The sequence below is a fragment of the Variovorax sp. SG517 genome, from assembly GCF_013376045.1.
In the GTDB taxonomy this organism is placed as follows: Bacteria; Pseudomonadota; Gammaproteobacteria; order Burkholderiales; family Burkholderiaceae_C; genus Variovorax.
Genome location: NZ_JABMJG010000003.1, coordinates 154,254 through 181,230, shown reverse-complemented (window position 1 = coordinate 181,230; position 26,977 = coordinate 154,254). Strand labels below are relative to the sequence as shown.

The 26,977-nt window shown below is 69.1% G+C and carries 30 protein-coding genes; 14 read left to right on the top strand and 16 right to left on the bottom strand.

Features of this window, described 5'->3' with window-relative positions; all coding sequences use genetic code 11:
- Positions 1-5: 5 nt before the first annotated feature.
- From FHT32_RS10285 to hda, 6 genes are all read right to left on the bottom strand, one after another.
- Positions 6-1,016 carry an inorganic phosphate transporter gene (locus FHT32_RS10285; protein ID WP_176664532.1) on the bottom strand — a complete coding sequence of 337 codons (1,011 nt, stop codon included), beginning with the start codon at positions 1,014-1,016 and terminating at the stop codon, positions 6-8.
- A gap of 14 nt (positions 1,017-1,030) precedes the next feature.
- A complete protein-coding gene (locus FHT32_RS10280) occupies positions 1,031-1,675 on the bottom strand; it encodes a DUF47 domain-containing protein (protein ID WP_176664531.1) in 645 nt (214 codons plus the stop codon).
- A gap of 122 nt (positions 1,676-1,797) precedes the next feature.
- Positions 1,798-2,406 (bottom strand): trimeric intracellular cation channel family protein, encoded by a 609-nt coding sequence (locus tag FHT32_RS10275; RefSeq protein ID WP_176664530.1) that lies wholly within the window; start codon positions 2,404-2,406, stop codon positions 1,798-1,800.
- 5 nt (positions 2,407-2,411) lie between these two features.
- Complete coding sequence (folK, locus tag FHT32_RS10270) at positions 2,412-3,062, bottom strand: 2-amino-4-hydroxy-6-hydroxymethyldihydropteridine diphosphokinase (protein ID WP_176664529.1); 651 nt, start codon at positions 3,060-3,062, stop codon at positions 2,412-2,414.
- Positions 3,059-4,693, bottom strand: coding sequence for a polynucleotide adenylyltransferase PcnB (pcnB, locus tag FHT32_RS10265; protein WP_176664528.1), 1,635 nt, complete (start codon positions 4,691-4,693; stop codon positions 3,059-3,061). Before pcnB ends, folK begins: the two co-directional genes overlap by 4 nt.
- A gap of 26 nt (positions 4,694-4,719) precedes the next feature.
- On the bottom strand, positions 4,720-5,406 hold the full coding sequence (hda, locus tag FHT32_RS10260; RefSeq protein ID WP_305144331.1) for a DnaA regulatory inactivator Hda: 687 nt from the start codon (positions 5,404-5,406) through the stop codon (positions 4,720-4,722).
- 129 nt (positions 5,407-5,535) lie between these two features.
- On the opposite strand from hda, the gene purM reads away from it, so the two are divergent.
- From purM to FHT32_RS10235, 5 genes are all read left to right on the top strand, one after another.
- The gene (gene purM, locus FHT32_RS10255) at positions 5,536-6,576 is read left to right on the top strand and encodes a phosphoribosylformylglycinamidine cyclo-ligase (protein WP_176664526.1); all 1,041 of its coding nucleotides are present in this window, start codon (positions 5,536-5,538) and stop codon (positions 6,574-6,576) included.
- Positions 6,577-6,630: 54 nt separating this feature from the next.
- Positions 6,631-7,722, top strand: a complete 1,092-nt coding sequence (locus FHT32_RS10250; RefSeq protein ID WP_176664525.1) for an AI-2E family transporter — start codon at positions 6,631-6,633, stop codon at positions 7,720-7,722.
- A gap of 126 nt (positions 7,723-7,848) precedes the next feature.
- A complete protein-coding gene (locus FHT32_RS10245; RefSeq protein WP_176664524.1) occupies positions 7,849-8,409 on the top strand; it encodes a cysteine hydrolase family protein in 561 nt (186 codons plus the stop codon).
- 14 nt (positions 8,410-8,423) lie between these two features.
- Positions 8,424-9,056, top strand: coding sequence for a DJ-1/PfpI family protein (locus FHT32_RS10240; protein ID WP_176664523.1), 633 nt, complete (start codon positions 8,424-8,426; stop codon positions 9,054-9,056).
- Complete coding sequence (locus FHT32_RS10235; protein ID WP_176664522.1) at positions 9,017-10,021, top strand: GlxA family transcriptional regulator; 1,005 nt, start codon at positions 9,017-9,019, stop codon at positions 10,019-10,021. The genes FHT32_RS10240 and FHT32_RS10235 overlap by 40 nt, the downstream gene beginning before the upstream one ends.
- Before the next feature lie 6 nt (positions 10,022-10,027).
- On the opposite strand, the gene FHT32_RS10230 is transcribed toward FHT32_RS10235, so the two are convergent.
- From FHT32_RS10230 to murJ, 7 genes are all read right to left on the bottom strand, one after another.
- Entirely contained in the window at positions 10,028-11,635 is a 1,608-nt protein-coding gene (locus tag FHT32_RS10230; protein WP_176664521.1) for a M14 family metallocarboxypeptidase, read from the bottom strand.
- 60 nt (positions 11,636-11,695) lie between these two features.
- Positions 11,696-13,000: an RNA polymerase sigma factor gene (locus FHT32_RS10225; protein ID WP_176664520.1), complete on the bottom strand. Its 1,305-nt coding sequence runs from the start codon at positions 12,998-13,000 to the stop codon at positions 11,696-11,698.
- On the bottom strand, positions 12,997-13,419 hold the full coding sequence (locus FHT32_RS10220) for a YciI family protein (RefSeq protein WP_176664519.1): 423 nt from the start codon (positions 13,417-13,419) through the stop codon (positions 12,997-12,999). The genes FHT32_RS10225 and FHT32_RS10220 overlap by 4 nt, the downstream gene beginning before the upstream one ends.
- A gap of 34 nt (positions 13,420-13,453) precedes the next feature.
- Positions 13,454-13,885 carry a YciI family protein gene (locus tag FHT32_RS10215; protein WP_176664518.1) on the bottom strand — a complete coding sequence of 144 codons (432 nt, stop codon included), beginning with the start codon at positions 13,883-13,885 and terminating at the stop codon, positions 13,454-13,456.
- Between the two features lie 152 nt (positions 13,886-14,037).
- Positions 14,038-14,466, bottom strand: a complete 429-nt coding sequence (locus tag FHT32_RS10210; RefSeq protein WP_176664517.1) for a VOC family protein — start codon at positions 14,464-14,466, stop codon at positions 14,038-14,040.
- Positions 14,467-14,471: 5 nt separating this feature from the next.
- Positions 14,472-15,323, bottom strand: a complete 852-nt coding sequence (locus tag FHT32_RS10205; protein WP_176664516.1) for a SirB1 family protein — start codon at positions 15,321-15,323, stop codon at positions 14,472-14,474.
- Between the two features lie 82 nt (positions 15,324-15,405).
- The gene (murJ, locus tag FHT32_RS10200; protein WP_176664515.1) at positions 15,406-16,959 is read right to left on the bottom strand and encodes a murein biosynthesis integral membrane protein MurJ; all 1,554 of its coding nucleotides are present in this window, start codon (positions 16,957-16,959) and stop codon (positions 15,406-15,408) included.
- Positions 16,960-17,077: 118 nt separating this feature from the next.
- Between murJ and rpsT the strand changes: the two genes are divergently transcribed.
- On the top strand, positions 17,078-17,392 hold the full coding sequence (gene rpsT / locus FHT32_RS10195) for a 30S ribosomal protein S20 (protein ID WP_019654625.1): 315 nt from the start codon (positions 17,078-17,080) through the stop codon (positions 17,390-17,392).
- A 158-nt stretch (positions 17,393-17,550) separates the two neighbouring features.
- Here the strand turns inward: rpsT and FHT32_RS10190 are convergent, their stop codons facing one another.
- The gene (locus FHT32_RS10190; RefSeq protein ID WP_176664514.1) at positions 17,551-17,880 is read right to left on the bottom strand and encodes a DUF3579 domain-containing protein; all 330 of its coding nucleotides are present in this window, start codon (positions 17,878-17,880) and stop codon (positions 17,551-17,553) included.
- A 161-nt stretch (positions 17,881-18,041) separates the two neighbouring features.
- On the opposite strand from FHT32_RS10190, the gene FHT32_RS10185 reads away from it, so the two are divergent.
- The 8 genes from FHT32_RS10185 (at position 18,042) to FHT32_RS10150 (ending at position 25,269) form a co-directional block, all read left to right on the top strand.
- A complete protein-coding gene (locus FHT32_RS10185; protein ID WP_176664513.1) occupies positions 18,042-19,250 on the top strand; it encodes an aspartate aminotransferase family protein in 1,209 nt (402 codons plus the stop codon).
- Entirely contained in the window at positions 19,247-20,206 is a 960-nt protein-coding gene (gene argF, locus FHT32_RS10180) for an ornithine carbamoyltransferase (protein WP_176664512.1), read from the top strand. Before FHT32_RS10185 ends, argF begins: the two co-directional genes overlap by 4 nt.
- 18 nt (positions 20,207-20,224) lie before the next feature.
- Positions 20,225-20,530, top strand: a complete 306-nt coding sequence (locus FHT32_RS10175; protein ID WP_176664511.1) for a YkgJ family cysteine cluster protein — start codon at positions 20,225-20,227, stop codon at positions 20,528-20,530.
- Between the two features lie 83 nt (positions 20,531-20,613).
- Entirely contained in the window at positions 20,614-21,267 is a 654-nt protein-coding gene (kynB, locus tag FHT32_RS10170; RefSeq protein ID WP_176664510.1) for an arylformamidase, read from the top strand.
- A 10-nt stretch (positions 21,268-21,277) separates the two neighbouring features.
- Positions 21,278-22,555, top strand: coding sequence for a kynureninase (gene kynU, locus FHT32_RS10165; protein ID WP_176664509.1), 1,278 nt, complete (start codon positions 21,278-21,280; stop codon positions 22,553-22,555).
- Between the two features lie 10 nt (positions 22,556-22,565).
- Entirely contained in the window at positions 22,566-23,051 is a 486-nt protein-coding gene (locus tag FHT32_RS10160; protein WP_176664508.1) for a hypothetical protein, read from the top strand.
- A gap of 16 nt (positions 23,052-23,067) precedes the next feature.
- Entirely contained in the window at positions 23,068-23,919 is an 852-nt protein-coding gene (gene kynA, locus FHT32_RS10155; protein WP_176664507.1) for a tryptophan 2,3-dioxygenase, read from the top strand.
- Between the two features lie 99 nt (positions 23,920-24,018).
- Positions 24,019-25,269 carry an SMI1/KNR4 family protein gene (locus tag FHT32_RS10150; RefSeq protein WP_176664506.1) on the top strand — a complete coding sequence of 417 codons (1,251 nt, stop codon included), beginning with the start codon at positions 24,019-24,021 and terminating at the stop codon, positions 25,267-25,269.
- A 134-nt stretch (positions 25,270-25,403) separates the two neighbouring features.
- On the opposite strand, the gene FHT32_RS10145 is transcribed toward FHT32_RS10150, so the two are convergent.
- Entirely contained in the window at positions 25,404-26,588 is a 1,185-nt protein-coding gene (locus FHT32_RS10145) for an FAD-dependent monooxygenase (protein WP_176664505.1), read from the bottom strand.
- A gap of 5 nt (positions 26,589-26,593) precedes the next feature.
- Positions 26,594-26,884, bottom strand: a complete 291-nt coding sequence (locus FHT32_RS10140) for a DUF6587 family protein (RefSeq protein ID WP_176664504.1) — start codon at positions 26,882-26,884, stop codon at positions 26,594-26,596.
- Between the last annotated feature and the right edge of the window lie 93 nt (positions 26,885-26,977).

Here is a 26,977-nt window from a genome sequence, read left to right as displayed (position 1 = left end):
CGCCGTCAGAACAGCTGCATGCTGATCCAGTAGGCAATAGCCGCCACGAACGCCGAAGCCGGGATCGTGAAGATCCAGGCCCACACGATGTTCCCCGCCACGCCCCAGCGCACCGCGCTTGCGCGCTGCGCGGAGCCGACACCGACGATGGCGCCGGTGATGGTGTGCGTGGTCGACACCGGAATGCCCAGCGCAGTGGCCAGGAACAGGGTCAGTGCCCCGCCGGTCTCGGCGCAGAAGCCGCCCACGGGCTTGAGCTTGGTGATCTTCTGGCCCATCGTCTTCACGATGCGCCAGCCGCCGAACATGGTGCCCAGCGCGATCGCGGCGTAGCAGCTCACGATGACCCAGTTCGGGGGCGTCGCGTCGCTGGCGGAGGCATACCCCGTCGCGATCAGCAGCATCCAGATGATGCCGATGGTCTTCTGCGCGTCGTTGCCGCCGTGGCCCAGGCTGTAGGCGCCGGCCGAAACCAGCTGCAGCCGGCGGAACCAGCGGTCGATGCGCGACGGCGTGGCACGGCGGAAGCCCCAGGCGACCAGGATCATCATCAGCGAGCCGAGCAGGAAGCCCAGCAGCGGCGACACGAAGATGAACGCCACCGTCTTCCAGATGCCCAAGGCCACGAGCCCGCTGGTGCCGGTCTTGGCGATCACGGCGCCCACGATGCCGCCGATCAGCGCATGCGACGAGCTGCTCGGGATGCCGTAGTACCAGGTCACGAGGTTCCAGCTGATGGCGCCCACGAGCGCGCCGAACACCACGTGCACGTCCACCACCCCGGGCTGGGCGATGCCCTTGCCCACCGTGGCGGCCACGCTCAGGTGAAAGATGAAGATCGCGACCAGGTTGAAGAAGGCCGCGAAGACCACGGCCTGCCCCGGCCTGAGAACCCCGGTGGACACCACCGTCGCGATCGAATTGGCGGCATCGTGGAATCCGTTCATGAAGTCGAACAGGATCGCCAGAGCGACCAGCACCACAACCACCCAGAGGGCGACCTGAACCGTTGCCATCGGTCGCTGCCCGCTTACGAGTTCTCGAGGACGATGCCCTCGATCACGTTGGCCACGTCCTCGCACTTGTCGGTGATCGTCTCGAGCAGTTCGTAGATCGCCTTGAGCTTGATCACTTCGCGCACGTCGGGCTCCTCGCGGAACAGCTTGCTCATGGCGCTGCGCATCACGCGGTCGGCGTCCGATTCCAGGCGGTCGATCTCCTCGCAGGTCTTGAGCGTGGCCTCGGCCACGGCGGGGTCGGCGATGCGGCCGAGGAACTTGACGGCGTCCTTCAGGCGGTCGCAGCACTTCACGCTCAGCGAGGTGAGGCGCACGATCTCTTCCGTCATGTGGCGCACGTCGTACAGCGCCATGGTCTCGGCCGAGTCCTGAATGAGGTCGGCCACGTCGTCCATCGTGTTGATGAGCTTGTGGATCTGCTCGCGGTCGATGGGGGTGATGAAGGTCTTGTGGATCAGCCGGTTGACGTCGTGCGTCACGCGGTCGGCGGCGCGCTCGGCGTTGTCGACGTCGCGGTTGTACTGCTCGCGCAGGTGCACGTCGTTGTAATTGGTCACCAGTTGCTCGAACGCCCGCGCCGCCTCGACGATGCGCTCGGCGTGCTGGTTGAACATCTCAAAAAAATTCCCCTCGCGGGGCAGCAGCTTGCCGAACATGGAAACTCCAGGCTGCGCCAATCACAATTTCATGACGCCTTGATGAAAACCCGCGAAGTTTAACGGCCGCGCGGCCCCGACCCGGCCCGACCGGCTTTTCAAGCCCTCGGAGCACCTGCAATTCAGGCCGGCAGACGCAGCACCGGCAGGTGCCAGCCGCCGTAGATCCCGCCAAGACGAAGCGCCACGATCAGCAGCACCCCGGCATGAAAGGCCCAGCGACGCGGCGTTTTGGCAGCCTGCAGCAGCAGGTAGGCAGCGATGCCCGCAATGGCGGCCGAGCCATAGATGCCGCTGCTCAGCAGCAGCGGAACGCGGGCGGTGAACACGTCGCGCAGCAGCCCGCCGGCCGCCCCGGTCATGGTGCCGACCAGCAGCACGATGACGGCCGACAGGCGCCGCTCCTCGGCCACCTGCGCACCGGTGATGGCGAACAAGCCGAGCCCCAGCGCATCGGCAACGGCCAGCGCGTGCTCGGGCAACGGCATCAGGTGCACCCAGCCAATCGTGAACGCCGCCGCCGCGAGGATCACGTAGACATACCGGGTGTCGCGAATCCAGAACACCGGGTGGCGGTCGAGCAGCAGGTCGCGCAGCGTGCCGCCGCCCACCGCGGTGACCGAAGCGATCACCACCACGCCCAGCCAGTCGAGGCCCGCATGGCCGGCTGCAAGCGCCCCACTGACCGCGAAGACCGCCACGCCGGCGAGATCGAGGACGTAGAGCAGCACGGCCTTCAGAGGATGCGCTTGACCACCTGGCCCGTGACACGCGCCAGCGCGGCGCGCGGCACCTTGTCGGGTGCGATCTCGGCGAGCGGCTTCAGCACGAAGGCTCGCTCGCGCATGCGGGGATGCGGCAGGGTCAGCGTCGGCGTGTCGATCACCGAGTTGCCATGCATCAGCAGGTCGAGATCGAGCGTGCGCGGCGCGTTGGGAAACGGTCTTTCGCGGCCGGCCAGCGTCTCCAGGCGCTGCAACGCAACGAGCAGCTGCTCGGCATCCAGGCCGGTGCGCACCGCCACCACGGCATTGATGAAATCGGGGCCTTCGGCATCCACCGGCTCGCTGCGATAGAGCGACGAACGGGCCGTCACCACGGTTCGCTGGAGTGCGCCGATGTCGGCCATGGCGGCCTTCACGGATGCCTCGGCATCGCCCAGGTTGGCGCCGATGGCGATGAAGGCCTGTACCGTGGGGTAGTCCTCCCGCGGGCCGCGCGGGCTGCGCGAAGGGGCACGGGTAGGGGTACGGGTGGGCGCACGGCGCGCAGGCGGCCCGCTCTTTGCGCCTGCAGACGGAGGCTTGGCGCCTCCGCCCGCGCGCGGCGGTACAGCCTTGGCCTTGGGGCCCGGCTTGCCGTCCTTCGGCCGGTCTGGCGTGCTCATGCGCCCTCGGCGCTCCGGCCGCCCTCACCGCCAGCACCACCGCCGCCTCCGGTTCGGGGCTTGCGGCGACGCCGGCGCTTGCGCGGCGCCGCCTCGCCATCGGGCGGGACGGCACCGGCCTCCACTTCAGCCTCTTCGACCTCGGCGTCCTGCTCCGAATCGGGAGCCCGACTCTTGCGCGCAGCCGGTTCACCGCCGCGCGGCTTCGGCGCGGGCGTCTCGCGCACCCGCACGCGCTGGCGCACCTTCTGCTCCTCGCGCACCTGCTCCAGCAGATCCTGGCGGCGCGTGTCGTCGGCGGTGCTGAACTCCTGCCACCACTCGGCGATGGCTTCGCTCACCTCGCCCACGTCGGCGCGCAGGCGCATGAAGTCGAAGGCGGCGCGGAAACGCGCCTGCTCGACCAGGCTGTAGGGCGTGGAGCCGGTGCGCTTGTCGAAGCGCGGCTGCATCATCCAGATCTCGCGCATGTCGGCCGCCAGCTTGCCGCGGCCCGACACGTCGCCGATGCGCGCGTTGAACACGTCGTCGATGGCGTCCTGCAGCGCAGGGAACGGCGCCTGCGCGCGCTGGCCGTTGCGGCCTTCCTGGCGCTGGGCCCAGCCGTCGCGCACGTCGGCCCAGAGCACGCAGGCCAGCAGGAAGCTGGGCGCCACGGGCTTGCCCTCGCCCACGCGGCGGTCGGTGTCCTGCAGGGCGGCCTTCACGAAGGGCTGGTCGGCGCGCTCCACCACCACGTCGAGCAGCGGGTAGATGCCGCGGGCCAGGCCGAGCTTGTTGAGTTGCTCGACCGTGGCGATGGCGTGGCCGGTCTGCAGCAGCTTGAGCATCTCGTCGAAGAGGCGGCTCTGCGGCACGTCGGCCAGCAGCTTGCTCGATTCGACCAGCGGGGCGGCCGTCTTGGCTTCCATCTTGAAGCCCAGCGCCGCGAGCTTGGCCGAGAAGCGGATGGCGCGGATGATGCGCACCGGGTCTTCGCGGTAGCGCGTGGCCGGGTCGCCGATCATGCGCAGCGTGAGCTTCTGGGCGTCCTTGATGCCGTTGTGATAGTCCACCACCACCTGGTTGGCCGGGTCGTAGTACATGGCGTTCACGGTGAAGTCGCGGCGCGCGGCGTCTTCTTCCTGCGGGCCCCACACGTTGTCGCGCAGCACGCGGCCGCTGGCGTCCACCGCGTGCTTCATGCTGGCAAGCTCGCCCTTGCTGGTGCGCTCGTTGCCGGCCACCTGCTCGGCGGCGGCGTTGTCCATGTAGGCCCGGAAGGTCGAGACCTCGATCACCTCGTGCTCGCGCCCGCGGCCGTACACCACGTGCACGATGCGGAAGCGCCGCCCGATGATGAAGGCGCGGCGGAACAGCGCCTTGACCTGCTCCGGCGTGGCGTTGGTGGCCACGTCGAAGTCCTTGGGCCGCAGGCCCAGCAGCAGGTCGCGCACCGCGCCGCCCACCACGTAGGCCTCGTAGCCTGCCTGCTGAAGCGTGGTGACCACGTTCTTCGCACGCTCGTCGACCAGGGCCGGATCGATTCCGTGGACCTCGGCCGGCACCTCCTGGCGCTTGCCGAAGCGGCTCTTGCCCTGCGTGCCGCCGGCACCCTTGCCGAGCAGCTTGTCGATGAATTTCTTGATCATTGTTGTTGGAAGCCTTGTTCGCTCTTCTATTCGTTCTCGAGCATGGAGCGGATCAGCGGAATGGTGATCGCGCGTTGCGTCTGCAGGGCGTAGCCGTCGAGCTGCCCGAGCAGCTCCATCAGGCTGCCGAGGTCGCGGCTGAAGCGGTGGAGCATGTAGTCGAGCACGTCGTCCGACAGCATCACGCCGCGCGCGTCGGCCGCCTGGCGCAGCACCGCGCGGCGTTCGCTTTCGCTCAGCACCTGCATGTGGAAGACATGGCCCCAGCCGAGACGGGTGCGCAGGTCCTCGCGCAGCGGCAGGTCGGCCGGCGGCAATGCACCGGCGGCGACCACGCCGCGCTGCAGGGTCTGGGCGTTGACGAACCAGTTGAAGGCCGCGTGCTGCTGCACGGCGGTGTAGAGGTGCACGTCGTCGAGCAGGACGGCGCCCCAGCGCTCGTCGAACTCGGGCGGCTCCAGCAGGCCCGCATGGAGCCAGCCCACGCTGGCGCCCTGCTCGCGCAGTGCGACGCGCACCGATTCGAGCAGATGGGTCTTGCCGCTGCCGCCGTCGCCCCACAGGTAGGTGGGCACCGGCGAGTGCAGCACGGGGCTGCCGGCGCCGCCCACCCACACTTGCAGGTGCCGCAGAGCCGCCTCGTTGGGGCCGGCGAAAAAGGCGTCGAAGCTGGGGCCCGTCGCAATGCCGATATCGAGCGCGAGCTGTTTCATCCCGGGAAGGTTCATGGAGGGGGCCGCGGGGGCCCTTAAAATCATCGGGAATTCTATCGGCCCGGCCACCACGGTTACCGGCGCCCCTTCCGCCCCCACTCTTTGCGTCCCTTCCGACCTCGACCACCCATGACTTCCTCCACGCCCACCCCGCTCAGCTACAAGGACGCCGGTGTCGACATCGATGCAGGCGACGCCCTGGTCGACCGCATCAAGCCGCTGGCCAAGAAAACCCTGCGCGAAGGCGTGCTGGCCGGCATCGGCGGCTTCGGCGCCCTGTTCGAGGTGCCCAAGCGCTACAAGGAGCCCGTGCTCGTGAGCGGCACAGACGGCGTGGGCACCAAGCTCAAGCTGGCCTTCGAATGGAACATGCACGACACCGTCGGCATCGACCTGGTGGCCATGAGCGTCAACGACGTGCTGGTGCAGGGCGCCGAGCCCCTCTTCTTCCTCGACTACTTCGCCTGCGGCAAGCTCGACGTGGACACCGCCGCGGCGGTCGTCGGCGGCATCGCCCGCGGCTGCGAGCTCTCGGGCTGCGCGCTGATCGGCGGCGAAACGGCCGAAATGCCCGGCATGTACCCCGCTGGCGAGTACGACCTGGCGGGCTTCGCGGTCGGCGCGGTCGAGAAGTCGAAGATCCTCACGGGCCAGAACGTCAAGCCCGGCGACGTGGTGCTGGGCCTGGCCTCGGCCGGCGTGCACTCCAACGGCTTCAGCCTGGTGCGCAAGGTGATCGAGCGCGCCGGCACCGACCTGCCCGCCACCCTCGACGGCAAGCCCTTCCGCGAAGCCGTGATGGAGCCCACCCACCTCTACGTGAAGCCGGTGCTCGAGGCGCTGGGCAAGCACCCGATCAAGGCGCTGGCCCACATCACCGGCGGCGGCCTGCTGGAAAACATCCCGCGCGTGCTGCCCGAAGGCACCGCCGCCCACCTGAAGAAGGGCAGCTGGCCGCAGACCGAGCTGTTCGCCTGGCTGCAGAAGGTGGCCGGCATCGACGACATCGAGATGAACCGCACCTTCAACAACGGCATCGGCATGGTGGTCGTCATCGACGCCGCCGAAGCCGCGGCCTGCGCCGCCACGCTGCGTGCCGCCGGTGAAACGGTGCACGAAATCGGCGTGATCGCCGAGCGCGGCGAAGGCGCGGCCGTGGTCGTCGGCTGAGCGCCGGCTGCTGCGTCCACTTTTTTCGAAGAATAGAGCACGCACCCGCACCGGATGGCCAACAAGCCGCAGCCCTCCCCCATCGCCTCATCGGCGTCTTCCACCATCCGCCCCGCGGCCTCGCGCGGCGTGACCATCGCCAGCTACCTGCTGATGCTGGGCGCCCTGATGCTGGTGATGTGGGAGCACCTGCTGCCGGGGCTGCTGTGCGTTTGCATCGGCTTTCTCGTCACGCGCTGGTTCGCGCGCCTGCTCGCCTCGGGGCTGGGGCGCATCCCGGCGCTGGCCAGGCGGCCCGGCAGCGCCCAGGGCTGGGCCGGCGTGGTGGCCGTTACGGTCGTGCTGCTGGCGCCCATCGCGCTGATCACGCTGGGGCTGTCGCAGGCCCGCGAATACATCGTCGATGCGCCCGACCAGTACCGGGAGCTGCTCGACTACACCGCGCGCACCGTGCTGGAGCTGCGCTCCAAGCTGCCGGTGGAGATCGCGGTCTACCTGCCCGAGGGCGCGGCCGAGGTGCAGCGCGTGATCGCCAATTACCTGCGCGCGCAGGCCGGCTCGCTGGCCGTGGCAGGACGCGCGTGGCTGCACGGCATTCTTTTCTCGTACGTGGGCCTGATCATCGGCAGCCTGGCCGCCGTGGCCCACGCGCCGATGCGGCGCCTGCCGCTGGCCGAACAGCTCCACCGGCGCGTGCAGACCTTCGGCGAGGCCTTCGCCCAGATCGTGGCGGCCCAGTTCTGGATCGCGGCCTTCAACACGCTGCTGACGGCCATCTTCCTGCTCTTCATCATGCCGCTGTGGGACGCGCACCTGCCCTACACGCCGGCGCTCATCACCCTCACCTTCCTGGCCGGCCTGGTGCCGATCGTGGGCAACCTGGTGTGCAACTCGGTGATCACGCTGGTGGGGCTGTCGGTGTCGCCGGTCACTGCCGCGGCCTGCCTGATCTTCCTGATCGTGATCCACAAGGCCGAGTACGTCATCAATGCCAAGGTGGTGGGCGCGCGCACGCAGATGAGCGTGTGGGAGCTGCTGGCGGTGATGTTCGTGGCCGAGGCGGTCTTCGGGCCCGCGGGGCTGGTGGCGGCACCCCTGTACTACGCGTACCTGAAGAAAGAGCTGCAGGCGGCTTCGCTGGTCTGACGGGGCTTTCGCCCTGGCCGATGTCCTGATCTGATCGATTCTGGTCCGGTGCCGAGCGGACCGGAAGTTGGCGTAGCGAAAGAATGAGCGGCATCATCCCCTCCGCTCCCGCCTGCGAGCCCCGCCATGAAAACCTGTCTGATAGTGATCGACGCCCAGGAGTCGTTCCGCCAGCGCGCCTACTGGAACGAAAGCCAGGCCGCGCCCTACTTCGCCGCGCAGAACGCGCTGATCGAAGGCGCCGCCGCCTCGGGCATTCCCATCGTGCGGGTCTTCCACACCGACGAACCCGCCGATGCCAGCAACCCCTTCGCGGTCGAATCGGGCCATGTGCGCCCCATCGGCGGGCTGGCCGCCTTCGATGCCGCCGCCACTTTCACCAAGCACCGCCACAGCGCGCTGGTCAACAGCGGGCTGGACGTGTGGCTCACGCAGAACGGCATCGGCCGGCTGATCGTGAGCGGCATCCGCACCGAGCAATGCTGCGAGACCACCACCCGCCACGCCTCCGACCTGGGCTGGGAGGTCGACTACGTCACCGACGCCACCCTCACCTTCGACATGAAGCATCCCGACGGCAGCCCGCTGGCCGCCGCCGACATCAAGGCCCGCACGGCCGCCGTGCTGCATGGCCGATTCGCCACCGTCTGCACCGTGGCGCAGGCGCTAGAGCGGGCCGTGGCATGAACGGCATGAACGGCATGACCAGGCGCGTTCTGATCCTCGCGTTCGACGGCGTCGAGGCGCTGGACTTCGCCGGCCCCTTCGAGGTGTTCACCACTGCGAGCCGGGTCGGGCAGCGGCTGCGGCCGGGCTCGCCGGCGCTGTTCGAGGTCGCTTCGGTGGCCCACGCCGCCGCAGGCCAGCCCATTCAGGCGCGCGCCGGCCTGCAGTTGCTGGCCAACCACACGCTGGCCGACAGCCCGGCGGCCGACGTGCTGATCGTGCCTGGCGGCGTGGTCGATGCGCCCATGGCCAGCCCGCAGACGCTGCGCTGGATAGCCGATCAGGCGGACCGCGCGAAGATCGTCGCCTCCGTCTGCACCGGCGCCTTCCTGCTGGCCCAAAGCGGCGTGGTGACCGACGACCCGGTCACGACCCACTGGGAAGACATCGCCGAGCTGCGCGAGCGCTTCCCCTCGCTCGACGTGCGCGAGGACGTGCGCTGGGTGGACAACGGCCGCATCGTCAGCTCGGCAGGCATCAGCGCCGGCATCGACATGAGCCTGCACCTCGTCGAGCGGCTGGCCGGGCTCGAACTCGCCGAGCGCACCGCGCACCAGATGGACTACGAATGGAACCGCAGCAATCCGAGCCAGCCCCCATCCGCGTAGTGTTCGTCCTCCTGCCCGGGAGCCTCGTGCTCGACTGGGCCGGGCCGGCGGAGGCGCTGCGCATCGCCAACCAGCGGCTGCGCGCGGCGGGGCGGCCCGAGCGCTTCGCCATCGAATTCGCCAGCCCCCGGCCGACGGCCATGGGCTCGGTGGGCGTGGCGCTGGCCGGGCTCTCGCCGCTGCCCACGGCCTGGGACGGCTCCGGCTGGGTCGTGCTGGTGGGCCTGCCGGGCGACACCATCGCCATCGACAACCCCGAGACACAGGACCTGCTGCACTGGCTGCGCGGCCTGCGCTTCGAGCGCGGCCGGCTGGAGCTGGTGACGGTCTGCGCCGGCGCCGTGCTGGCCGCGTACGCCGGGGCGCTGGCGGGCCGTCGCGCCACCACGCATCACCATCACCTGGGCGAATTGCGCGAGGTGGAGCCGCGCTGCGACGTGGTGAGCAACCGCGTATTCGTGATCGATCCGCCGCTCTACAGCAGCGCGGGCGTGACCACCGGCATCGACCTGATCCTGCACCGCATCGGCGAGCTGTGCGGCGAGGCGCTCGCGGCGCAGGTCGCGCAGTCGATGGTGATGCCGCTGCGCCGCGGGCCGCACGATCCGGAGCTCTCGCCCTTCCTCGCATACCGCAACCACCTGCACGCCGCCCTGCATCGCGTGCAGGACGCCGTGAGCGAACGGCCGCAGGCCGACTGGAACGTGCCGCGCATGGCCGAGGTGGCGCATACGTCGGCGCGGCACCTCACGCGGCTCTTCGTCGAGCATGCGGGCGTGGCGCCGCTGGCCTACCTGCGGCGGCTGCGGCTCGCGACGGCCCAGCTGGCGCTGGCCTCGGGCGCGAGCGTCACGCGGGCGGCGGAGCAGTCGGGCTTCGGCTCCGACACGCAGCTACGCCGCGCATGGCACCAGTTCGGGCTGCCGGGATCGCCGTCGGAAGCGGGTTCGTCTTCCCGCGCCTGACGCCGCTCAGTGCCAGACGCCCGCGGGCGCCGGACCCGGCACGCGCAGCAGCCTGTCGTCGCCGATCTCCAGCAGCCGGTTGGCCGCGTAGCTGTTCTGCGAATCGGGCTCCAGCGCGGCGCTGACCAGCGGCGACAGCGGCTGCGCCAGCGACACGTAGAAACTGCCCGGCTGCACCACCGCACGGCCGTGGCGCAGCCGCACGCGGAAGCTGCGGATCGCCTCGCCGTCCTCGATGGCGCCACGCGCATCCTGCCGCTGGCCGTCGGCCTGCGAGAGGATCTCGTAGCGCTCCACCGACCACGGCGCCGCGCCGTCGATGCGCTCCACGCGCACGCCCAGCATCTGCAGGCGCTGCACGGCCACGGTCTCGCTCGACGCGAGCAAATAGCCGCAGGGGCGCGGGCGCGCATTGACGATCTTCAGCGGCTCGGCGGCGCGCCAGTCGACGTCGACGGCCTTGTCCTCGCCGGTTTTCGCATCGAGGAATTCGAGGCGCTGCTTCGCCGGCGTCTGCCAGGCCTCGACCACCAGGTCGCCACGGCAGGCGTCGGCCTTGGCGCGCTGGCCGGCCTGCGCGGTGAGCTGCATCAGCGCCGGCCCCTGCTTAGCGGCCGTCTCGATGACCGTGGTGGCCGCCAGCACCTGCGTGTGCACGCGGCGCGCGAAATGCGCCCGGCCCAAGCCCACTCCGCGCACCTCGAGCAGCAGGCTCACGGCCTGGTGCAGCGCGCTCACGTTGCGGCCGGTGTCGGGCTGCACGCCGCCCATCGACACCGTGCGATCGTCAGACTTGCCACCGGAGGTGGTGTGGTACTTGAAGCCCTGCAGCCCGGCCCGCGCGAAGGCCGACTGGATGGCGTCGACGTAGTCGCGCTGCGCGCTCGCGGCGATGGCAGCGTCGAGGTTGCCCACGGTGGCGGGCTGCAGCAGGCCGTCGTATTTCATGACGGCGCCGAACTTGTCGATCCAGCGCCCGCCGACGGTGAACTCGTGCAGGTCGAGCACCACCTGCGGCGCGTAGCGCAGGGTGGCCGCTGCGATCACGCGTGCCTCGGGCGTGCGCAGCAGCAGGTGGTCGCGGTTCACGTCGATGCCGTTGGCGGTGACGCGGGTGAAGCGCTCGGCGCCGTCGGGGTTGCCGCGCGGCACCAGCACGAGGTTGACCTTCTTGAGCAGCGCCGAGCCCGGCTCCGTGGCGAACTGCTGCGCCAGCGCCAGCACCGCCTCGCCGCCGGCCGGCTCGTTGCCGTGCTGCTGGCCGATCACCATCACCGTGGGCCGGGCCGGATCGACGCGGCCCTGCTCGGCCAGCACCACCAGCGGCATCTCGCGGCCCTGCTGCGACATCCCGATGCGCTCGACGCGCACGTTGGGCGACTGGCGCGCCAGCTCGTCCAGGAAGGCCAGCACTTCGGCATGCGAGGGGAAGTCGGTGCGGCCCGCGCGAAAGCCCGGCGTGGCGTAGCTCACCGGCGGATCGGGAAAGCGCGCGGCGATGGCCGGCGGCTCGACCCACGACTTGGAAGGATCGAATTGCGCCTGAGCCGAGGCGGCCGGCAGCAGAACGAGACCGAAGGCGCACAGGCGCTGGAGGGAGGGGGCACGCAGCATGGCTGCGCATTCTGCTCCGGCGCGGCCCTGAATGGGTTCAGATGGGGTTCAGTTCGTCGCTCAGTTCGCAGCGGACGTGCAGGCCCGGGCGCGCGCCAGCAGCAGCGCTCGCTCGCGGGTGTTGCGAGTGAGCGTCGCGGCGCGGTCGAACTCCCTGCGCGCCTCGTCGAAGCGGCCGAGCTTGAAGAGCAGGTCACCGCGCACCGTCGGCAGCAGGTGGTAGCCCTTGAGCGCAGGCTCGTCGAGCAGCGCATCGGCCAATTCCAACCCGGACGCCGGGCCGAAGGCCATCGACAGCGCCACCGCCCGATTGAGTTCGACGATGGGCGACGGCGCGAGCTCGGCCAGCGCGTCGTACAGGGCGGCGATACGGCCCCAGTCGGTCTCGCCGGCGGTGCGGGCGCGGCCGTGGCAGGCGGCGATGGCGGCCTGCAGCGCATAGGGGCCGAGCGCTTCGCCCAGCGACTCGGCTCGCGCGAGCGCGGCGAGGCCGCGGCGGATCAGCATCTGGTCCCAGCGCGCGCGGTTCTGCTCCAGCAGCAGCACCGGCTCGCCCGAGGGCCCCATGCGCGCGGCCGTGCGCGAGGCCTGTATCTCCATCAGCGCGACCAGCCCGTGCACCTCGGATTCCTTCGGCACCAGCTCGGCCACGATGCGGCCCAGGCGCAGCGCTTCCTCGCACAGCGAGGGGCGCATCCAGTCGTCGCCGGCGGTGGCCGAGTAGCCCTCGTTGAAGACCAGGTAGATCACCTCAAGCACCGAGGCAAGCCGTGCCTCCAGCTCGTGCCGGCGCGGCACCTCGAAGGGCACGCGCGCCTCGGCCAGGGTGCGCTTGGCGCGCACGATGCGCTGCGCCACCGTGGCCTCGGGCACGAGGAAGGCGCGGGCGATCTCGTCGGTGGTCAGGCCGCCCATCACCCGCAGCGTGAGCGCCACCCGCGCCTCGGTCGAGAGCACCGGGTGGCAGGCGGTGAACACCAGCCGCAGCAGGTCGTCGCCGATGTCGTCGTCCAGCGCGGCATCGACGGCCTCGGCGAAGTCATCCTGCGCCATCTCGTGCTGCGCGTCGATCTCGCGACCGATCTCACCGGCCTTGTGCTCGGCCAGCTGCAGGTGGCGCAGGCGGTCGAGGGCGCGGCGCTTGGCCACGGCCGTGAGCCAGGCGGCGGGGTTGTCGGGCACGCCCGATTCGCTCCATTGCTCCAGGGCCGAGACCAGCGCGTCCTGGGCCAGCTCTTCGGCCAGGCCCACGTCGCGCACCATCCGCGCGACGGTGGCGATGATTTTCGCGGACTCGATGCGCCACACCGCCTCGATCGTGCGGTGGATGGCGGCAACCTCGGCGCGGCCCTCGGCCTGGCTCATGCCCCGGGCTTCTTCACCGTCTGCATCGAGGTGAATTCGCCGGCCACCGCCTGCACGTCGGCCGGGAAATCTTCCATCTCCTGGATCTGGCGCACCTCGATGACCTCGTTGTCGCCGCCCGGGCAGCGGCTGGCCCACTCGATGGCGGCGGCGCGCGAGGGCACGTCGATGATCCAGAAGCCGCCCAGCACCTCCTTCGCCTCGGCGAAGGGGCCGTCGACGACCTTGGGCTTGCGGTTCTTGAAGCTCACGCGCGCGCCCATCGAGGGCGGGTGCAGGCCGTCGCAGCTGACCAGCACGCCGGCCTTCTGCAGCGACTCGTTGTAGGCCATCATGGCCGACACCGCCTCGACGTCGGGCGCGGTGCCGGGCGCGGCGTTCTCGTAGCCGTGGGGAATCATCAGCATCATGAATCGCATGGTGTGTCTCCTTCGGTGCGGGGGCGGGGCCGGCTCAGCCGCCAGCCTTGGTGCGGGCCTCGGTCTCGGCGCGCAGGCGGTCTTCCTGGGCGAGCAGCTCGGGGGTCATGGAGTCGCCGAAGTCGGCGGCCTCGAACACCTGGCGGATCTCGATCTCGCCTTCCTGGAATGGGCTGCGCTTGATCCACTCGATGGCCTCCTCCTTCGACTTGCACTGGAACAGCCAGAAGCCGGCCAGCAGCTCCTTGGTCTCGGCGAAGGGGCCGTCGATGACGGTGCGCTTGGCCGGTCCCTCGCAGCGCACGCGCACGCCCTTGGAACTGGGGTGCAGGCCCTCGCCCGCCAGCAGCACGCCGGCCTTGACCAGTTCCTCGTTGAACTTGCCCATGGCGGTGAGGATTTCGGTGCTGGGCATCACGCCGGCTTCGGAATCCGCGTTGGCCTTGACCAGAATCATGAATCGCATCTCGTTTCTCCTGAAGGTTGATGGTGGTGAAGCGGCGTCGGAAATTGCCTGCTCCTGTTCACACGTCGGACGAGCTGAAGCCGGATCGACACGGATGTGCCGATCTATTTGTAATTTTGTGTTTCCGAAATTCGGAGGGCGGGCACCGGGATTCAGGGCAGATAGCCGCAGAAGCGCAACACATGGCCGTCCGGCTCCCGGATCGCGAATTCGCGCAGCCCCCACGGCTGGGAGACGGGCGGCTCGATGACCGTCACGCCGCGCTTCACATAGGCGGCGTGCAGGCCGTCGATGTCCTTACCGACGTGGATCACGATCTCGCCGCGCCAGGGTTTCGCCTCGCGCGCGTTGCATTGCCACAGCCGCAAGTAGACCGGGTCACCGTAGCTGCGGTCGCCCTTCTTCACCCGGGCGTAGCTGGGCGGCTCGCCGGCAATGAAGTCGAGCTCGAAGCCCAGCACGTCGCGGAACCACCGCGCGGCGCGGGTGACGTCGGATACCGGCAGCACGGGCTGCACGCCGTGGAACTGATGCAATGTGCCCAGGTCGGGCGCAGGGCTGACGCCGGCCTGGGTGCTCATGCGGTTCAGCTGGCCAAGCGGCGCAGCGTGGCGACGCGCTCGGCGATCGCGTCGAGGTCAAGCGCGTCCTCGGCCTTCGCGAGGTAGGTTTCGAGGTCGCGCACGGCCGATGCGGTATTGCCCTGCTCGGCGTGCGCGACACCGCGGTCGCGGTACTCGCCCCAGGCGCTGGGCAACAGGGCGATGAGGCGGTCCTGCACGGCGATGACGCGCTGCCAGTCTTCCTGCGCGTGATGCACCTCCTTCAGGTTGCGCAACATGCGGGCGATGATCTCGCGCGGGCTCGCGGGCTGCAGGTAGAGGCCCAGCGGCACGTCGAAGTCGCCCACCAGCCCGTTGCCGCGCTTGTAGGGCTCGAGCCGCTCGCTCAGTTCCTCGCGCGAGAGCGACTTGCCGGTGAACGGGTCGATCACCACCTGCCCCTTGGGCAGCGTCACCTTGAGCATGAAGTGCCCCGGAAACCCGATGCCGCGCGCCTGCAGGCCCAGGCCCTGAGCCAGCTCCATCCACAGCACGGCCAGCGAGATCGGGATGCCGCGGCGGGTGCGCAGCACGGCGTTCAGGTAGCTGTTGTCGGGGTCGTAGTAGTCGTTGACGTTGCCGCCGAAGTTCAGGTCGTTGAAGAAGAACTGGTTCAGCGCCCGCAGGCGGGCCAGGGGCGCCGCGTCGGCGGGCAGGCGGCGCTTGAGACGGGCCAGGAGCTGGTCGACGTCGCCCAGCACCTGTTGCACGTCGAGATCGGGGTATTCGTCCTGCGCCAGGCTGGCGGCGGCCTCGAGCAGCGGGAACTGGTCGTCGCTGCGGACCAGCGATTCGAAATACTCCAGGGCGGTGGGAACCTGAAAGCTGAACGTCATGTGGCTTTGTAGAGGAGCAATTCGGGAGCGTCAAGGAGGGGCACACGCGTATTGCGCCCGCCTGAAAAGCCCCGGCAGGGCCTCAGCGGCGGACGAAGCTGCGCAGCCGAACGCCGACCGCCGCCAGTACGCCGAAATACAGCAGCGCCGAGCCGGCGACCAGCGCGGCCAGCAGGCCGATGCGCAGCAGGCGCTGCTCGCGCAGGGCGACCCAGTCGAAATGCGCCGAGCCCCAGACCAGCAGCCCCGCAAGCACCGCCGTGCCGGCAACGACCTGGAACGCGAACCTGCCCCAGCCCGGCTCGGGCTTGTAGCTGCCCCGCCGGATCAGCCCGACCAGCAGCCACGCCGCGTTGACCAGCGCGCCGATGGCGATCGTCAGCGTGAGCGCCGCGTGCTGCAGCACCGGCACCAGGAAGACGTTGAGGATCTGCGTCAGCACCAGCACGCCCACCGCGATGAGCATCGGCGTGCGCGTGTCGTGCTTGGCGTAGTAGCCCGGCGCGAGCACCTTCACCGCCACGATGCCGACGAGCCCGACGCCGTAGCCCATCAGCGCCAGGGTGGTGCGGCCCACGTCCTCGCCGGAATACGCGCCGTTGTGGAAGAGCACCGCCACCAGCGGCTTGGCGAACAGCAGCAAGGCGATGGCGCATGGCGCCGACAGCAGCACCACGAGGCGCAGGCCCCAGTCGAGCAGCGAGGAATAGCGCGCATCGTCCTTGGCGGCGCGGGCGCCGGCCAGCTGAGGCATCAGCACCACGCCCAGCGCCACGCCCAGCATGGCGGTCGGGAACTCCATCAGCCGGTCGGCATTGGTGATCCAGGTGACGCTGCCCACCGCAAGGTGCGAGGCGATCTGCGTGTTGATGAGCAGCGAGATCTGCGCCACGCTCACGCCCAGCAGCGCCGGCAGCATGAGCTTGAGCACCTTGCGCGTGTTCGGGTCGGTCCAGGCGGTGCGCAGCGCCCGCAGGCTCATGCCCAGGCGCGGCAGCAGGCCCAGCTTGCGCAATGCGGGAATCTGCAGGGCCAGCTGCAGCACGCCGCCGGCCATGACGCCCACGCACTGGGCGTAGATCGGCTCGATGCCCCAGTGCCGGAAAAGCGGTGCCCCGACCACGATCGACAAGATCAGCGCCACGTTGAGCAGCACCGGCGACGCCGCCGGCACCGCGAACTTGCGCCAGGTGTTGAGGATGCCGCCCGCCAGCGCCACCAGCGACATGAAGCCGATGTACGGGAACATCCACCGCGTCATGACCACGGCGGCGTCGAAGCCGGGCAGCCCGCTGGCCATGGCCCAGACCAGCAGCGGCGCGCCGGCCACGCCGGCCACGCAGACGATCACCAGCGTCCAGGTCAGCAGCGTGGCGACGTGGTCGATGAGCTGGCGGGCGCCCTCGTCGCCCGCTTCGGTCTTGCGGGCGGCCAGCACCGGCACGAAGGCCTGGCTGAAGGCGCCCTCGCCGAAGACGCGCCGGAACAGGTTCGGGATGCGGAATGCGACGTTGAAGGCGTCGGTCAGCGCGCTGACGCCGAAAACCGAGGCGAAGAGCACGTCGCGCACGAGGCCCGTGATCCGCGAGGCGAGGGTCAGCAGGGAGACGGTGGAGGCGGATTTGAGCAGGGACACGGGGGCCGAGTTTAGGCCCCGCCGGAGCCCCGAAACGCCCGGATTCGGCGGAAAAGCCAACCCAGCCTATAATGGAGGGCTTTGCTGCATCATCCTCAGACACCTAAGGACATAAATCATGGCATCCGCCAAGCCCAAGAAAAAGAACCCGCGCCTCGCCTCCGGCCGTAAGCGCGTCCGCCAGGACACCAAGCTGAACGCTGCGAACACCTCGCTGCGTTCCAAGTACCGTACCGCTGTCAAGAACGTCGAAAAGGCTGTTCTGGCTGGCGACAAGACCAAGGCAAGCGAGCTGTTCGCGAAGGCCCAGAGCATCGTCGACGCGATCGCCGACAAGGGCATCTTCCACAAGAACAAGGCCGCCCGCGACAAGAGCCGCCTGTCGGCCAAGGTCAAGGCCCTCGCCCTCGCGCCTGCAAAGGCCGCCGCCTGACACCTGTCAGGCAAGCCCGGACCGGAATCCTCCGGTCCGCCGTTTGATCGGGGTGCGCTGCAGCAAAAGTGAAAAACCGCCTTCGGGCGGTTTTTTCATGCCCGAACGTTTCGCGAGCCAGGGAAGTCAGGCGAGGAACGGGCAAAGAAAAAGGCCTGTCAGGCCTTTTTCGGGGGGATGGGTGCGTCGGGCACCAGGCAGGCTTCGGCCACCTGCAGGTCGTTGTCTCTCGCGAAGTTCACGCAGAAGTCCCAGGCCATCGGCTCGGCGTCGCGCAGGGCGCGGTTCACGACCACGCACTTCACGCCGTTGATGGTCGTCGGGATGCACCAGGGCGAATAGCTCAGGTAGCTGCCCGGAAAGGCGCCGCCGGGCCGGAAGGAGCTCATCACGCCGGCCAGACGCTCGGCCCAATCGCTCGGGCGAAAGGTCCGGCCATCCTTGGTGATGCCCTGGATGAAGATTTCTTTGGCTGTGGGGGAAATCATCGTTGAATGAGGCGACCGGAGCAGGTGCTGCGGTGCAGCAAGCGATTCTATCCGCGCCCCTTTTTGCATCCTGAACATGGGGCATTGCTGTGATGCGCAATCCTCAACGAAGCCGTCAAACCACGCGCCTAGAATCCGCCTTCCCTATCTGGAGAACCTGAATGAGCGCTACCGCCCAGCCCACCTCGCCCCACGTCATGAACACCTACGGTCGCCTGCCGATCGCGCTGTCGCACGGTCAGGGTTGCCGAGTCTGGGACACCGCGGGCAAGGCGTATCTCGACGGCCTCGGCGGCATCGCGGTGAACACGCTGGGCCACAACCATCCCGAGCTGGTGCCCGCGCTGCAGGACCAGCTGACCAAGCTGATCCACAGCTCCAACTACTACCACGTGACCGGCCAGGAACAGCTCGCCACCAAGCTGACCGAGATCTCCGGCCTCACCAATGCCTTCTTCTGCTGTACCGGCCTCGAAGCCAACGAAGCCGCCCTCAAGCTGGCGCGCAAGTTCGGGCACGACAAGGGCATCGAGCGCCCCGAGATCGTCGTCTACGAAGCCGCCTTCCATGGCCGCAGCATCGCCACCCTCTCGGCCACCGGCAATCCCAAGGTGCAGGCCGGCTTCGGCCCGCTGGTCGAGGGCTTCATCCGCGTGCCGCTGAACGACATCGAGGCGCTGAAGAAGGCCACCGAAGGCAATCCGAACGTGGTCGCGGTGTTCTTCGAGACCATCCAGGGCGAAGGCGGCATCAACCCGATGCGCTGGGAATACCTCCAGCAGGTGCGCAAGCTGTGCGACGAGCGCGACTGGCTCATGATGATCGACGAGGTGCAGTGCGGCATGGGCCGCACCGGCAAGTGGTTCGCCCACCAGTGGGCGGGCATCAAGCCCGACGTGATGCCGCTGGCCAAGGGCCTGGGCTCGGGCGTGCCGATCGGCGCCGTGGTGGCCGGCCCCAAGGCCGCCAACATCTTCGGCCCCGGCAACCACGGCACCACCTTCGGCGGTAACCCGCTGGCCATGCGCGCCGGCGTCGAGACCATCCGCATCATGGAAGAGCAGAACCTGCTCGAGAACGCCGCCACCGTGGGCGCCCACCTGAAGTCGGCGCTGGAGCGCGAACTCGGCGGCCTGTCGGGCGTGAAGGAAATCCGCGGCCAGGGCCTGATGATCGGCATCGAGCTCGACCGCCCCTGCGGCGTGATCCTCAACCGCGCGTGCGACGCCGGCCTGCTGCTGAGCGTGACGGCCGACAAGGTGATCCGCCTGGTGCCGCCGCTCATCCTGAGCGTCGCCGAGGCCGACGAGATCGTCGCGATCCTCGCGCCCATCGTCAAAAACTTCCTGTCGGAGCCTGCTGCCCAATGACGACGACCGCGCCCGCCATCAGGCACTATCTGCAGTTCTCGGACTTCACGGCCGACGAATACGCCTACCTCTTCGATCGCATGGCGATCATCAAGAAGAAGTTCAAGACCTACGAGAAGCACCAGCCGCTGGTCGACCGCACGCTGGCCATGATCTTCGAGAAGGCCAGCACGCGCACCCGCGTGAGCTTCGAGGCGGGCATGTACCAGCTCGGCGGCAGCGTCGTGCACCTGACTACCGGCGACAGCCAGCTCGGCCGCGCCGAGCCCATCGAGGACAGCGCCAAGGTCATCAGCCGCATGGTCGACCTGGTGATGATCCGCACCTACGAGCAGACCAAGATCGACGCCTTCGCCGCGCACTCGCGCGTGCCCGTCATCAACGGCCTGACCAACGAGTTCCATCCCTGCCAGATCCTGGCGGACATCTTCACCTACATCGAGCATCGTGGGTCGCAAGGCGCCGGAGGCGACGTGCTTTCCTGCCTCAGGGGCAAGACGGTCGCGTGGGTCGGCGACGGCAACAACATGGCCAACACCTGGCTGCAGGCGGCCGAAATCCTGGGCTTCACGGTGCACGTGAGCACGCCCAGCGGCTACGAGGTCGACCAGTCGATCGCCGGCATCCGCTCGGGCGACAGCTACAAGGTCTTCAAGGATCCGATGGAAGCCTGCCGCGGCGCAGACCTCGTCACCACCGACGTCTGGACCAGCATGGGCTACGAGGCCGAGAACGAGGCGCGCCGCAAGGCCTTTGCCGACTGGTGCGTCGACGAGGAAATGATGCGCGCGGCCCAGCCCGACGCCCTCTTCATGCACTGCCTGCCCGCCCACCGCGGCGAGGAAGTGCAGGCCGAGGTCATCGACGGGCCGCAGTCGGTGGTGTGGGACGAGGCGGAGAACCGCCTGCACGCCCAGAAAGCGCTGATGGAGTTCCTGCTGCTCGGCAGGCTCTGATCCGGCGGGCGCCGCAACATGTCCGATTGCCAGCAATGCGGCGCCTGCTGCGCCAGCTATCGCGTCGACTTCAGCGTCTACGAGCTCGACGAGAACGGCGGCAAGGTGCCCTCGGGCCTCGCCGTCGAGGTGAACGACGCCATCTGCCGCATGCGGGGCACCGACCACGCATCGCCGCGCTGCGCGGCACTCACCGGCAAGATCGGCCAGTCGGTGGGCTGCGGCATCTACGAATGGCGGCCGAATCCGTGCCACGAGTTGGAGGCCGGCAGCGACGCTTGCGAGCGTGCGCGGGCCCGGCACGGGTTGCCGGCGCTGCACTGATCACGGCCCCGGCTTCAACTCGTCACGCCTGGTGTTGGAAATAACCGACACCACGACCCCTCGCCCGGCGCTAACTTCGCGCCATGCGTTCACAGCAACCCCGCCTCCAGATCTGGGACATCTCGCCGCCCGTGCATGAAGGCGCGCCGGTCTTTCCCGGCGACACGCCCTACCAGCAGCGCTGGGCCGCGACCATTTCGCCGGGCAGCCCGGTCAACGTCAGCGAGATCAAGCTCTCGCCCCACGTCGGCGCGCATGCCGACGCCCCGCTGCACTACGACCCCGAAGGCCAGACCATCGGCGACGTCGACCTGACGCCCTTCCTCGGCCCCTGCCGCGTGATCCACGCCATCGACAAGGGCCCGCTGATCGAGTGGGAGCACATCGCCCACGCCGTCGACAGCACCCTGCCGCAGCGCGTGCTGGTGCGCACCTACGCCGCCATGCCGGTCGGCCGCTGGGACCCCGAACTCGCCGCCTACGCGCCCTCAACCGTCGAGCGCCTGGCCGCCATGGGCGTGAAGCTCATCGGCATCGACACCGCCAGCATCGACCCGGCCGACAGCAAGACGCTGGAAAGCCACCAACGCATCCGCCGCCTCGACCTGCGCGTGCTCGAGAACCTCGTGCTCGACGACGTGCCCGAAGGCGACTACGAACTCATCGCGCTGCCGCTCAAGCTGGTGAGCGCCGATGCCTCCCCCGTTCGCGCCGTGCTGCGCGAACTTCCTCGCTGAAACCTCCGCCATGACGACCCTTGAAGACTGCCGCGCGCTCGACGCGCAAGACCCGCTGCGCGCCCTGCGCGACCAATTCACCATTCCCGAGGGCGTGCTCTACCTCGACGGCAACTCGCTCGGCGTGATGCCCAAGGCCGCGCCGGCGCGCATCGCCGAAGTGGTGACCCAGGAATGGGGCGAAGGCCTCATCCGCTCCTGGAACACCGCGAGTTGGTTCGACCTGCCCCAGCGCCTGGGCGACAAGGTGGCCCGCCTGATCGGCGCCGCGCCCGGCGAGGTGGTGTGCACCGACAGCACGTCCGTCAATCTCTACAAGGTGCTGTTCGCCGCGCTTTCGCAGCAGAAGGACAGCGGCCGCAAGCTGGTGGTCAGCGAGCGCAGCAACTTCCCGACCGACCTCTACATCGCCGAATCGCTGTGCCGCGAGCGCGGCTTCACGCTGAAGCTGATCGACGCGACCGAATTGCCCGGCGTGCTGACAGAGGACGTGGCCGTGCTGATGCTCACGCACGTCAACTACCGCACCGGCGCCATGCACGACATGAAGGCCGTCACCGCCGCGGCGCACGCCGTGGGCGCGCTCACCGTGTGGGACCTCGCGCACAGCGCGGGCGCCGTGCCCGTGGCGCTGAACGAGGCCGACGCCGACTACGCCATCGGCTGCGGCTACAAGTACCTCAACGGCGGCCCCGGCGCACCGGCCTTCGCCTGGGTGCACACGAAGCACGCGGGCCAGTTCGAGCAGCCGCTGTCCGGCTGGTGGGGCCACGCGGCGCCTTTCGAGTTCACGCCGCACTACCGCCCTGCTCCAGGCGTGGGCCGCTATCTGTGCGGCACGCAGCCGATCATCGCGCTGGCGGGGCTCGAATGCGGTCTCGACACGGTGCTCGCGGCCGAGTCGTTCAACGGCGACCATGGCCCGATGTCGGCGCTGCGCGCCAAGTCGCTCGCGCTGACCGACATGTTCATCAGGCTGGTCGAGGAGCGCTGCGCCGGCCACGGCCTCTCGCTGGTCACGCCGCGCGACCATGCCCGGCGCGGCTCGCAGGTCTGCCTGAGCAGGGAGGAAGGCGCCTACGCCATCGTGCAGGCACTGATCGCGCGCGGCGTCATCGGCGACTACCGCGCCGGCGACTCGCAGATGCCCGACATCCTGCGCTTCGGCTTCACGCCGCTGTACATCGGCTTCGAGGACGTGTGGGACTCGGTCGAGCACCTCGTGCAGGTGCTCGAAACGGGCGAATGGAAGCGAGCCGAATTCAACCGCAAGAACGCAGTCACCTGAGCAACGCCCCATGAACCACCGATTGATCGCTTTCTTTGCATCGCTCCTGATGCTGGCTGCCCCGGCATTTGCGCAGCAGCCGAGCTTCACCTTGCCCCAGCTCAAGGCCTTCGTCGCCATGTCTCCCGACGCCTTCCGCCAGGAGATCAAGCGCCAGGGCTTCTCTTACCGCGACAAGACCACGACCGAGTGGGTCAGCATGATCGAGTACGACAAGTTCGCCGACGACCACACCACCAACGTCATGAAGTCCACCTATGTGGAAAGCCGCGCCGCCGAGAACAGCATCCAGCTCTCGACGACCGACAAGGCTGCCTTCGACGTGCTCGTCAAGGAAGCTCGCGCCACGGGCTACGCACCGGGCGAGAAGGGCCGCATTCCCGGCGGCGAGACCTACCAGGAGTTCAAGCGCAAGGACGAAGTCGTGCGCTTCGTCTATCCGAAGAAAGAATCCGGCATGGGCCGGGTCTCCTACACCGCCGTGGTCTGGCGATGACCCGCCAGCAAGCATCATGAGCACCGAAAAGACAACCACAGAGAACATCGTCCACGAGGAGAAGGCCCAGCTGGACTTCAGCAAGTCCATGAGCTACGGCGACTACCTGCACCTCGACGAGATCCTCAACGCGCAGCATCCGCTGTCGCCCGCGCACGACGAGATGCTCTTCATCGTGCAGCACCAGACCAGCGAGCTCTGGATGAAGCTGATGCTGCACGAGCTGCACGCCGCCATCGCCTGCATCGCGCAGGAAAAACTGCCTGACGCCTTCAAGATGCTCGCGCGCGTGAGCCGCATCATGGAACAGCTGGTCAACGCATGGACCGTGCTGTCGACCATGACGCCGCCCGAGTACACGGCGATGCGCCCCTACCTCGCCAACTCCAGCGGCTTCCAGAGCGCGCAGTACCGCTGCATCGAGTTCGCGCTCGGCAACAAGAACGCCGCCATGCTCAAGCCGCACGCGCACCGCGCCGACCTGCTGGCGCAGGTCGATGCCGCATACCGCGCGCCGTCGCTCTACGACGAGTCGCTGCGCCTGCTCGCGCGCCACGGCCTGCCCGTGCCCGCCGACCGGCTGGAGCGCGACTGGACCCAGCCCTATGAGCCGAGCGACGGCGTGGAGGCGGCCTGGCTCACGGTCTACCGCAACCCGCACGACCACTGGGACCTCTATCAGCTCGGCGAGAAGCTCACCGACCTGGAAGACGCCTTCCGCCTCTGGCGCTTCCGCCACGTGACGACGGTGGAGCGCGTGATCGGCTTCAAGCGCGGCACCGGCGGCACCGGCGGCGTGAGCTACCTGCGCAAGATGCTCGACGTGGTGCTGTTTCCCGAGATCTGGAAGCTGCGCACGGATCTGTAGCCTTCGTCCACTGCAAACGCCCTCATGAAGCTGGGGTGGCCCGGATTGCTCCGCGAGCGCAAAGCGCTACATTTTTGGAAAACAACGGAGGCCCCAGCCATGAACGACATCCGGTTCACACCCGACGAGCTCTCCACCCTGCGCGAACACGGCATCGTGCTGTTCGCCGAGCGCGTGATCTTCGACGCGCAGCCGCCGATGCCGCAGCAGCAGGTCGATGCGGTGCAGGCCCTTTGCTCAGGCCCTCTTCCCGAAGCGCTGGTCGCGCTCTGGCGGGAAACCGCCGGCGGGCGTCTCGACTACGACCTGTCGCTGGAGATGAACGGCAACCTCGAGGGCATCAGCTGGAGCGAGCTTTTCTGGAACGGCAGCGACGGCTACAACGACCTGCAGGGCTGGATAGAGCACGAGCAGGAACTGGCCGAGGAGGCCGCCGAGGAAAACGGCACGCCCTGGAGCGGCAAGCTCACGCACCTGCCCTTCGGCGGCTTCGAGTACACCGACCGCATCTACGCGGTGGTCGAGCCCGGCGCCGGACACGGCCAGATCGTCGCCTGGAAGAAGGGGCTGCCGCCGGCCTGGACGCACGCGCTTCACGAAGACAGCGTGAACACCGTCGCGCCGGACCTCTTCGGCGCCTTCGCTGCGCTGCGGCTGGACGAAGACCCGCTCGCGCCCACCAGCGACTACTTCTCGGGCCAGACGCTGCTCGGCTACCTCGACGACCGGCACGAGGAACACGGGCTCGACCTCGACCTGATGGACAAGCTGGTGACCTTCTATTGCCGCGCGGTCGTCGACTGGCGCACGCCGCTGGCCGAAGGCACGCTGCGCCACAAGCCGCAGCTGGCGCGCGTGGCCCTGCGCCACGCGATCGCCACCGACGACGCGAAGCTGGTGGCCGAGCTTGCAGCTGCCGGCGTGGACTTCGGCGGGCCGCAGCAAGGCAGCGCGCTGGCCACCGATGTCGCGGTGAGCCACGGGGCCTTCGCGGCCGCCGCTGCACTGGTGCGCGCGGGCGCGCCGGTGGCGGCCGATGCGCTGCGCAACATCGACGGGCAGATCTCGCCCGAGCTCACGAGCGCCCTGCTGGAAAACGGTGCCGAGCCCAGCGTGGCGGCGATCGTCAAGTGCGCGGCCTGCGGCGCGCCGGCGAGCGCCCACCTGATCGCGGAGGCCTGCGCGAAGGCGGGCATCGACGTGCCTGCCGCGTTCATCGCGGAGCGCGACGCGATGCTGCTCGAGCTGGAGAACTCGCTCGCGAAGATGCAGGGCGGCAAGTACGGCCACTACCTCGGGCAGGAAGGGCTGGCCGAGCGCATCGACCACCTGCAGACCTTCAGCTTGTAAAAGGCTCTCCCCCAGGCTTCGCGCACTTCGTGTCGCTGCGCCAACCCCCTCACCGGGGGCAACACCTGCGGCCCGGCAAAGCCGGTTCCGCGGTGTTCCTGGCATCAGGGGCGCTGCCTGGCGCCGATCGGATCTCAGCCGCCGTATAGCCAGGGCTGGTCAAGCAGCTTCGCACCGAGCAGGCGCATCGCCATGTCGCGGCCCAGCCGCACCGGGCCTGTGGCATGGAATATCTCGCCGTTGCGGCGCGCGCGGGCCTGCACCTGTGCGTTGCGAGCCCAGCGCGCCTGGGCGTAACGCGCAAAGGCGGCCGGCACGTCGGCCGCATCCGCGTCGGCCATCGCATCGGCGAGCGCCACCGCGTCTTCGATGGCCATGCCCGCGCCCTGCGCGAGGTACGGCACCATGGGGTGCGCCGCGTCGCCCACCAGCGCGACGCGTTCGTGCGCCATGTCGGCGGGCCCCGTCATCGGAGCGCGGTCGCCCAGCGACCATGCGCGCCAGGCGGGCATGGCGTCGAGCAGCGACTGCAGGCCGGCGCAGCTTCGGCCCATGGCCTGCTTCAGGGCGGTGATGCTGGTGGACTGGTCCCAGTCGCGCGCATCGCCGGCGGGCGCGGACTCGGCGATCACGACCACGTTGAGCCATTCGCCGCGGCGCACCGGATAAGTCACCGCATGCAGGCGCGGACCCAGCCAGACATCGACGCGGCCGCGTCGCAACGCGGCCGGCAAGGCGGATTGCTCGACCAGCGCACGCCAGGCCGTGTGGCCGGTGACGCGCGGCGGCTGCGCGGCGCCGGGGCTGTCAAGCTGCCGCCGCACCATGCTCCACAGGCCGTCGGCCCCGACGACGGCCTCGCCCTCCCAGGCGCGCGCGTCGGTGCTCGAAAGGCAGACGAGGTCGTCGCTGGTTTCCACTTGCCGGATCTGGGCACCGGTCACCAGCGTGCCGGTGCCGCGCGTGCGCACGGCCTCGAGCAGCAGGCCGTGCAGGTCGGCGCGATGAACGCAGAAGTAAGGAGCGCCGTAGCGCTGCTGCATGGCGTCGCCCAGCGGCATGCGGGCCATCTCGGAGCCGCTTTCGGCGCTGTGGACCACCAGCGCCTCCGGCCGCGCCGCGATGGCGGCGAGCCCGGCGCCCAGGTCGAGTTTCTGGAGCCGGCGCGTGACGTTGGGGCCCAACTGCACGCCGGCGCCGATCTCGCCGAAGGCCGCAGCCTGTTCGAACACGTCGGCCCGATGCCGGCCCCGAGCGAGTGCCAGCGCAGTGGCCAGCCCCCCGATGCCGCCCCCGGCGACGAGGATGTGCGCGGGCATCGGTCTCAGCGGCCGTGCGTGGACGGGCTGGGGCTGATGGCCTGGTCGGCTTGCGGTTGCTTGAGGGGGGTCTTGGGAGCGCAGCTCCCGCAGGTGTCGCATGAGCCGCAGCCCGATGTCTTGGCGAGCGAGGCGGCGAGTTCCTTCGCGCGGTCCTCGTCGATCAGGCCGGCGCGCTGCGTGCCGGCCGCAAGCTTCTGCGCGGCGCCGCGGCGCCATCCCGCGGGCATCCAGCGCCAGACCGCGTAGAACGCGGCGGCCGCGACGATCAATCCGACGATCAGTTGTTGCGTCATATCTCAAATACTCCAATCCCGAAGCCTACACCGCGGGGAATACCGCGGAACCGGCTTTGCCGGGCCGCAGGTATTGCCCCCGGCGAGGGGGTG

What these genes read in the sequence shown, in the direction of transcription:
- folK (WP_176664529.1), bottom strand. Translation starts at nt 3,062, where the DNA reads ATGAGCACGCCAGACCGGCCGAAGGACGGCAAGCCGGGCCCCAAGGCC.
- pcnB (WP_176664528.1), bottom strand. Translation starts at nt 4,693, where the DNA reads ATGATCAAGAAATTCATCGACAAGCTGCTCGGCAAGGGTGCCGGCGGC.
- FHT32_RS10185 (WP_176664513.1), top strand. Translation starts at nt 18,042, where the DNA reads ATGAGCGCTACCGCCCAGCCCACCTCGCCCCACGTCATGAACACCTAC.
- hda (WP_305144331.1), bottom strand. Translation starts at nt 5,406, where the DNA reads ATGAAACAGCTCGCGCTCGATATCGGCATTGCGACGGGCCCCAGCTTC.
- FHT32_RS10225 (WP_176664520.1), bottom strand. Translation starts at nt 13,000, where the DNA reads ATGAGCCAGGCCGAGGGCCGCGCCGAGGTTGCCGCCATCCACCGCACG.
- purM (WP_176664526.1), top strand. Translation starts at nt 5,536, where the DNA reads ATGACTTCCTCCACGCCCACCCCGCTCAGCTACAAGGACGCCGGTGTC.
- FHT32_RS10205 (WP_176664516.1), bottom strand. Translation starts at nt 15,323, where the DNA reads ATGACGTTCAGCTTTCAGGTTCCCACCGCCCTGGAGTATTTCGAATCG.
- FHT32_RS10250 (WP_176664525.1), top strand. Translation starts at nt 6,631, where the DNA reads ATGGCCAACAAGCCGCAGCCCTCCCCCATCGCCTCATCGGCGTCTTCC.
- FHT32_RS10175 (WP_176664511.1), top strand. Translation starts at nt 20,225, where the DNA reads ATGTCCGATTGCCAGCAATGCGGCGCCTGCTGCGCCAGCTATCGCGTC.
- kynA (WP_176664507.1), top strand. Translation starts at nt 23,068, where the DNA reads ATGAGCACCGAAAAGACAACCACAGAGAACATCGTCCACGAGGAGAAG.
- argF (WP_176664512.1), top strand. Translation starts at nt 19,247, where the DNA reads ATGACGACGACCGCGCCCGCCATCAGGCACTATCTGCAGTTCTCGGAC.
- FHT32_RS10215 (WP_176664518.1), bottom strand. Translation starts at nt 13,885, where the DNA reads ATGCGATTCATGATTCTGGTCAAGGCCAACGCGGATTCCGAAGCCGGC.
- kynB (WP_176664510.1), top strand. Translation starts at nt 20,614, where the DNA reads ATGCGTTCACAGCAACCCCGCCTCCAGATCTGGGACATCTCGCCGCCC.
- kynU (WP_176664509.1), top strand. Translation starts at nt 21,278, where the DNA reads ATGACGACCCTTGAAGACTGCCGCGCGCTCGACGCGCAAGACCCGCTG.
- FHT32_RS10230 (WP_176664521.1), bottom strand. Translation starts at nt 11,635, where the DNA reads ATGCTGCGTGCCCCCTCCCTCCAGCGCCTGTGCGCCTTCGGTCTCGTT.
- FHT32_RS10190 (WP_176664514.1), bottom strand. Translation starts at nt 17,880, where the DNA reads ATGATTTCCCCCACAGCCAAAGAAATCTTCATCCAGGGCATCACCAAG.
- FHT32_RS10235 (WP_176664522.1), top strand. Translation starts at nt 9,017, where the DNA reads ATGGAACCGCAGCAATCCGAGCCAGCCCCCATCCGCGTAGTGTTCGTC.
- FHT32_RS10150 (WP_176664506.1), top strand. Translation starts at nt 24,019, where the DNA reads ATGAACGACATCCGGTTCACACCCGACGAGCTCTCCACCCTGCGCGAA.
- FHT32_RS10140 (WP_176664504.1), bottom strand. Translation starts at nt 26,884, where the DNA reads ATGACGCAACAACTGATCGTCGGATTGATCGTCGCGGCCGCCGCGTTC.
- FHT32_RS10160 (WP_176664508.1), top strand. Translation starts at nt 22,566, where the DNA reads ATGAACCACCGATTGATCGCTTTCTTTGCATCGCTCCTGATGCTGGCT.
- rpsT (WP_019654625.1), top strand. Translation starts at nt 17,078, where the DNA reads ATGGCATCCGCCAAGCCCAAGAAAAAGAACCCGCGCCTCGCCTCCGGC.
- FHT32_RS10145 (WP_176664505.1), bottom strand. Translation starts at nt 26,588, where the DNA reads ATGCCCGCGCACATCCTCGTCGCCGGGGGCGGCATCGGGGGGCTGGCC.
- FHT32_RS10280 (WP_176664531.1), bottom strand. Translation starts at nt 1,675, where the DNA reads ATGTTCGGCAAGCTGCTGCCCCGCGAGGGGAATTTTTTTGAGATGTTC.
- FHT32_RS10240 (WP_176664523.1), top strand. Translation starts at nt 8,424, where the DNA reads ATGACCAGGCGCGTTCTGATCCTCGCGTTCGACGGCGTCGAGGCGCTG.
- FHT32_RS10210 (WP_176664517.1), bottom strand. Translation starts at nt 14,466, where the DNA reads ATGAGCACCCAGGCCGGCGTCAGCCCTGCGCCCGACCTGGGCACATTG.
- FHT32_RS10220 (WP_176664519.1), bottom strand. Translation starts at nt 13,419, where the DNA reads ATGCGATTCATGATGCTGATGATTCCCCACGGCTACGAGAACGCCGCG.
- FHT32_RS10285 (WP_176664532.1), bottom strand. Translation starts at nt 1,016, where the DNA reads ATGGCAACGGTTCAGGTCGCCCTCTGGGTGGTTGTGGTGCTGGTCGCT.
- FHT32_RS10245 (WP_176664524.1), top strand. Translation starts at nt 7,849, where the DNA reads ATGAAAACCTGTCTGATAGTGATCGACGCCCAGGAGTCGTTCCGCCAG.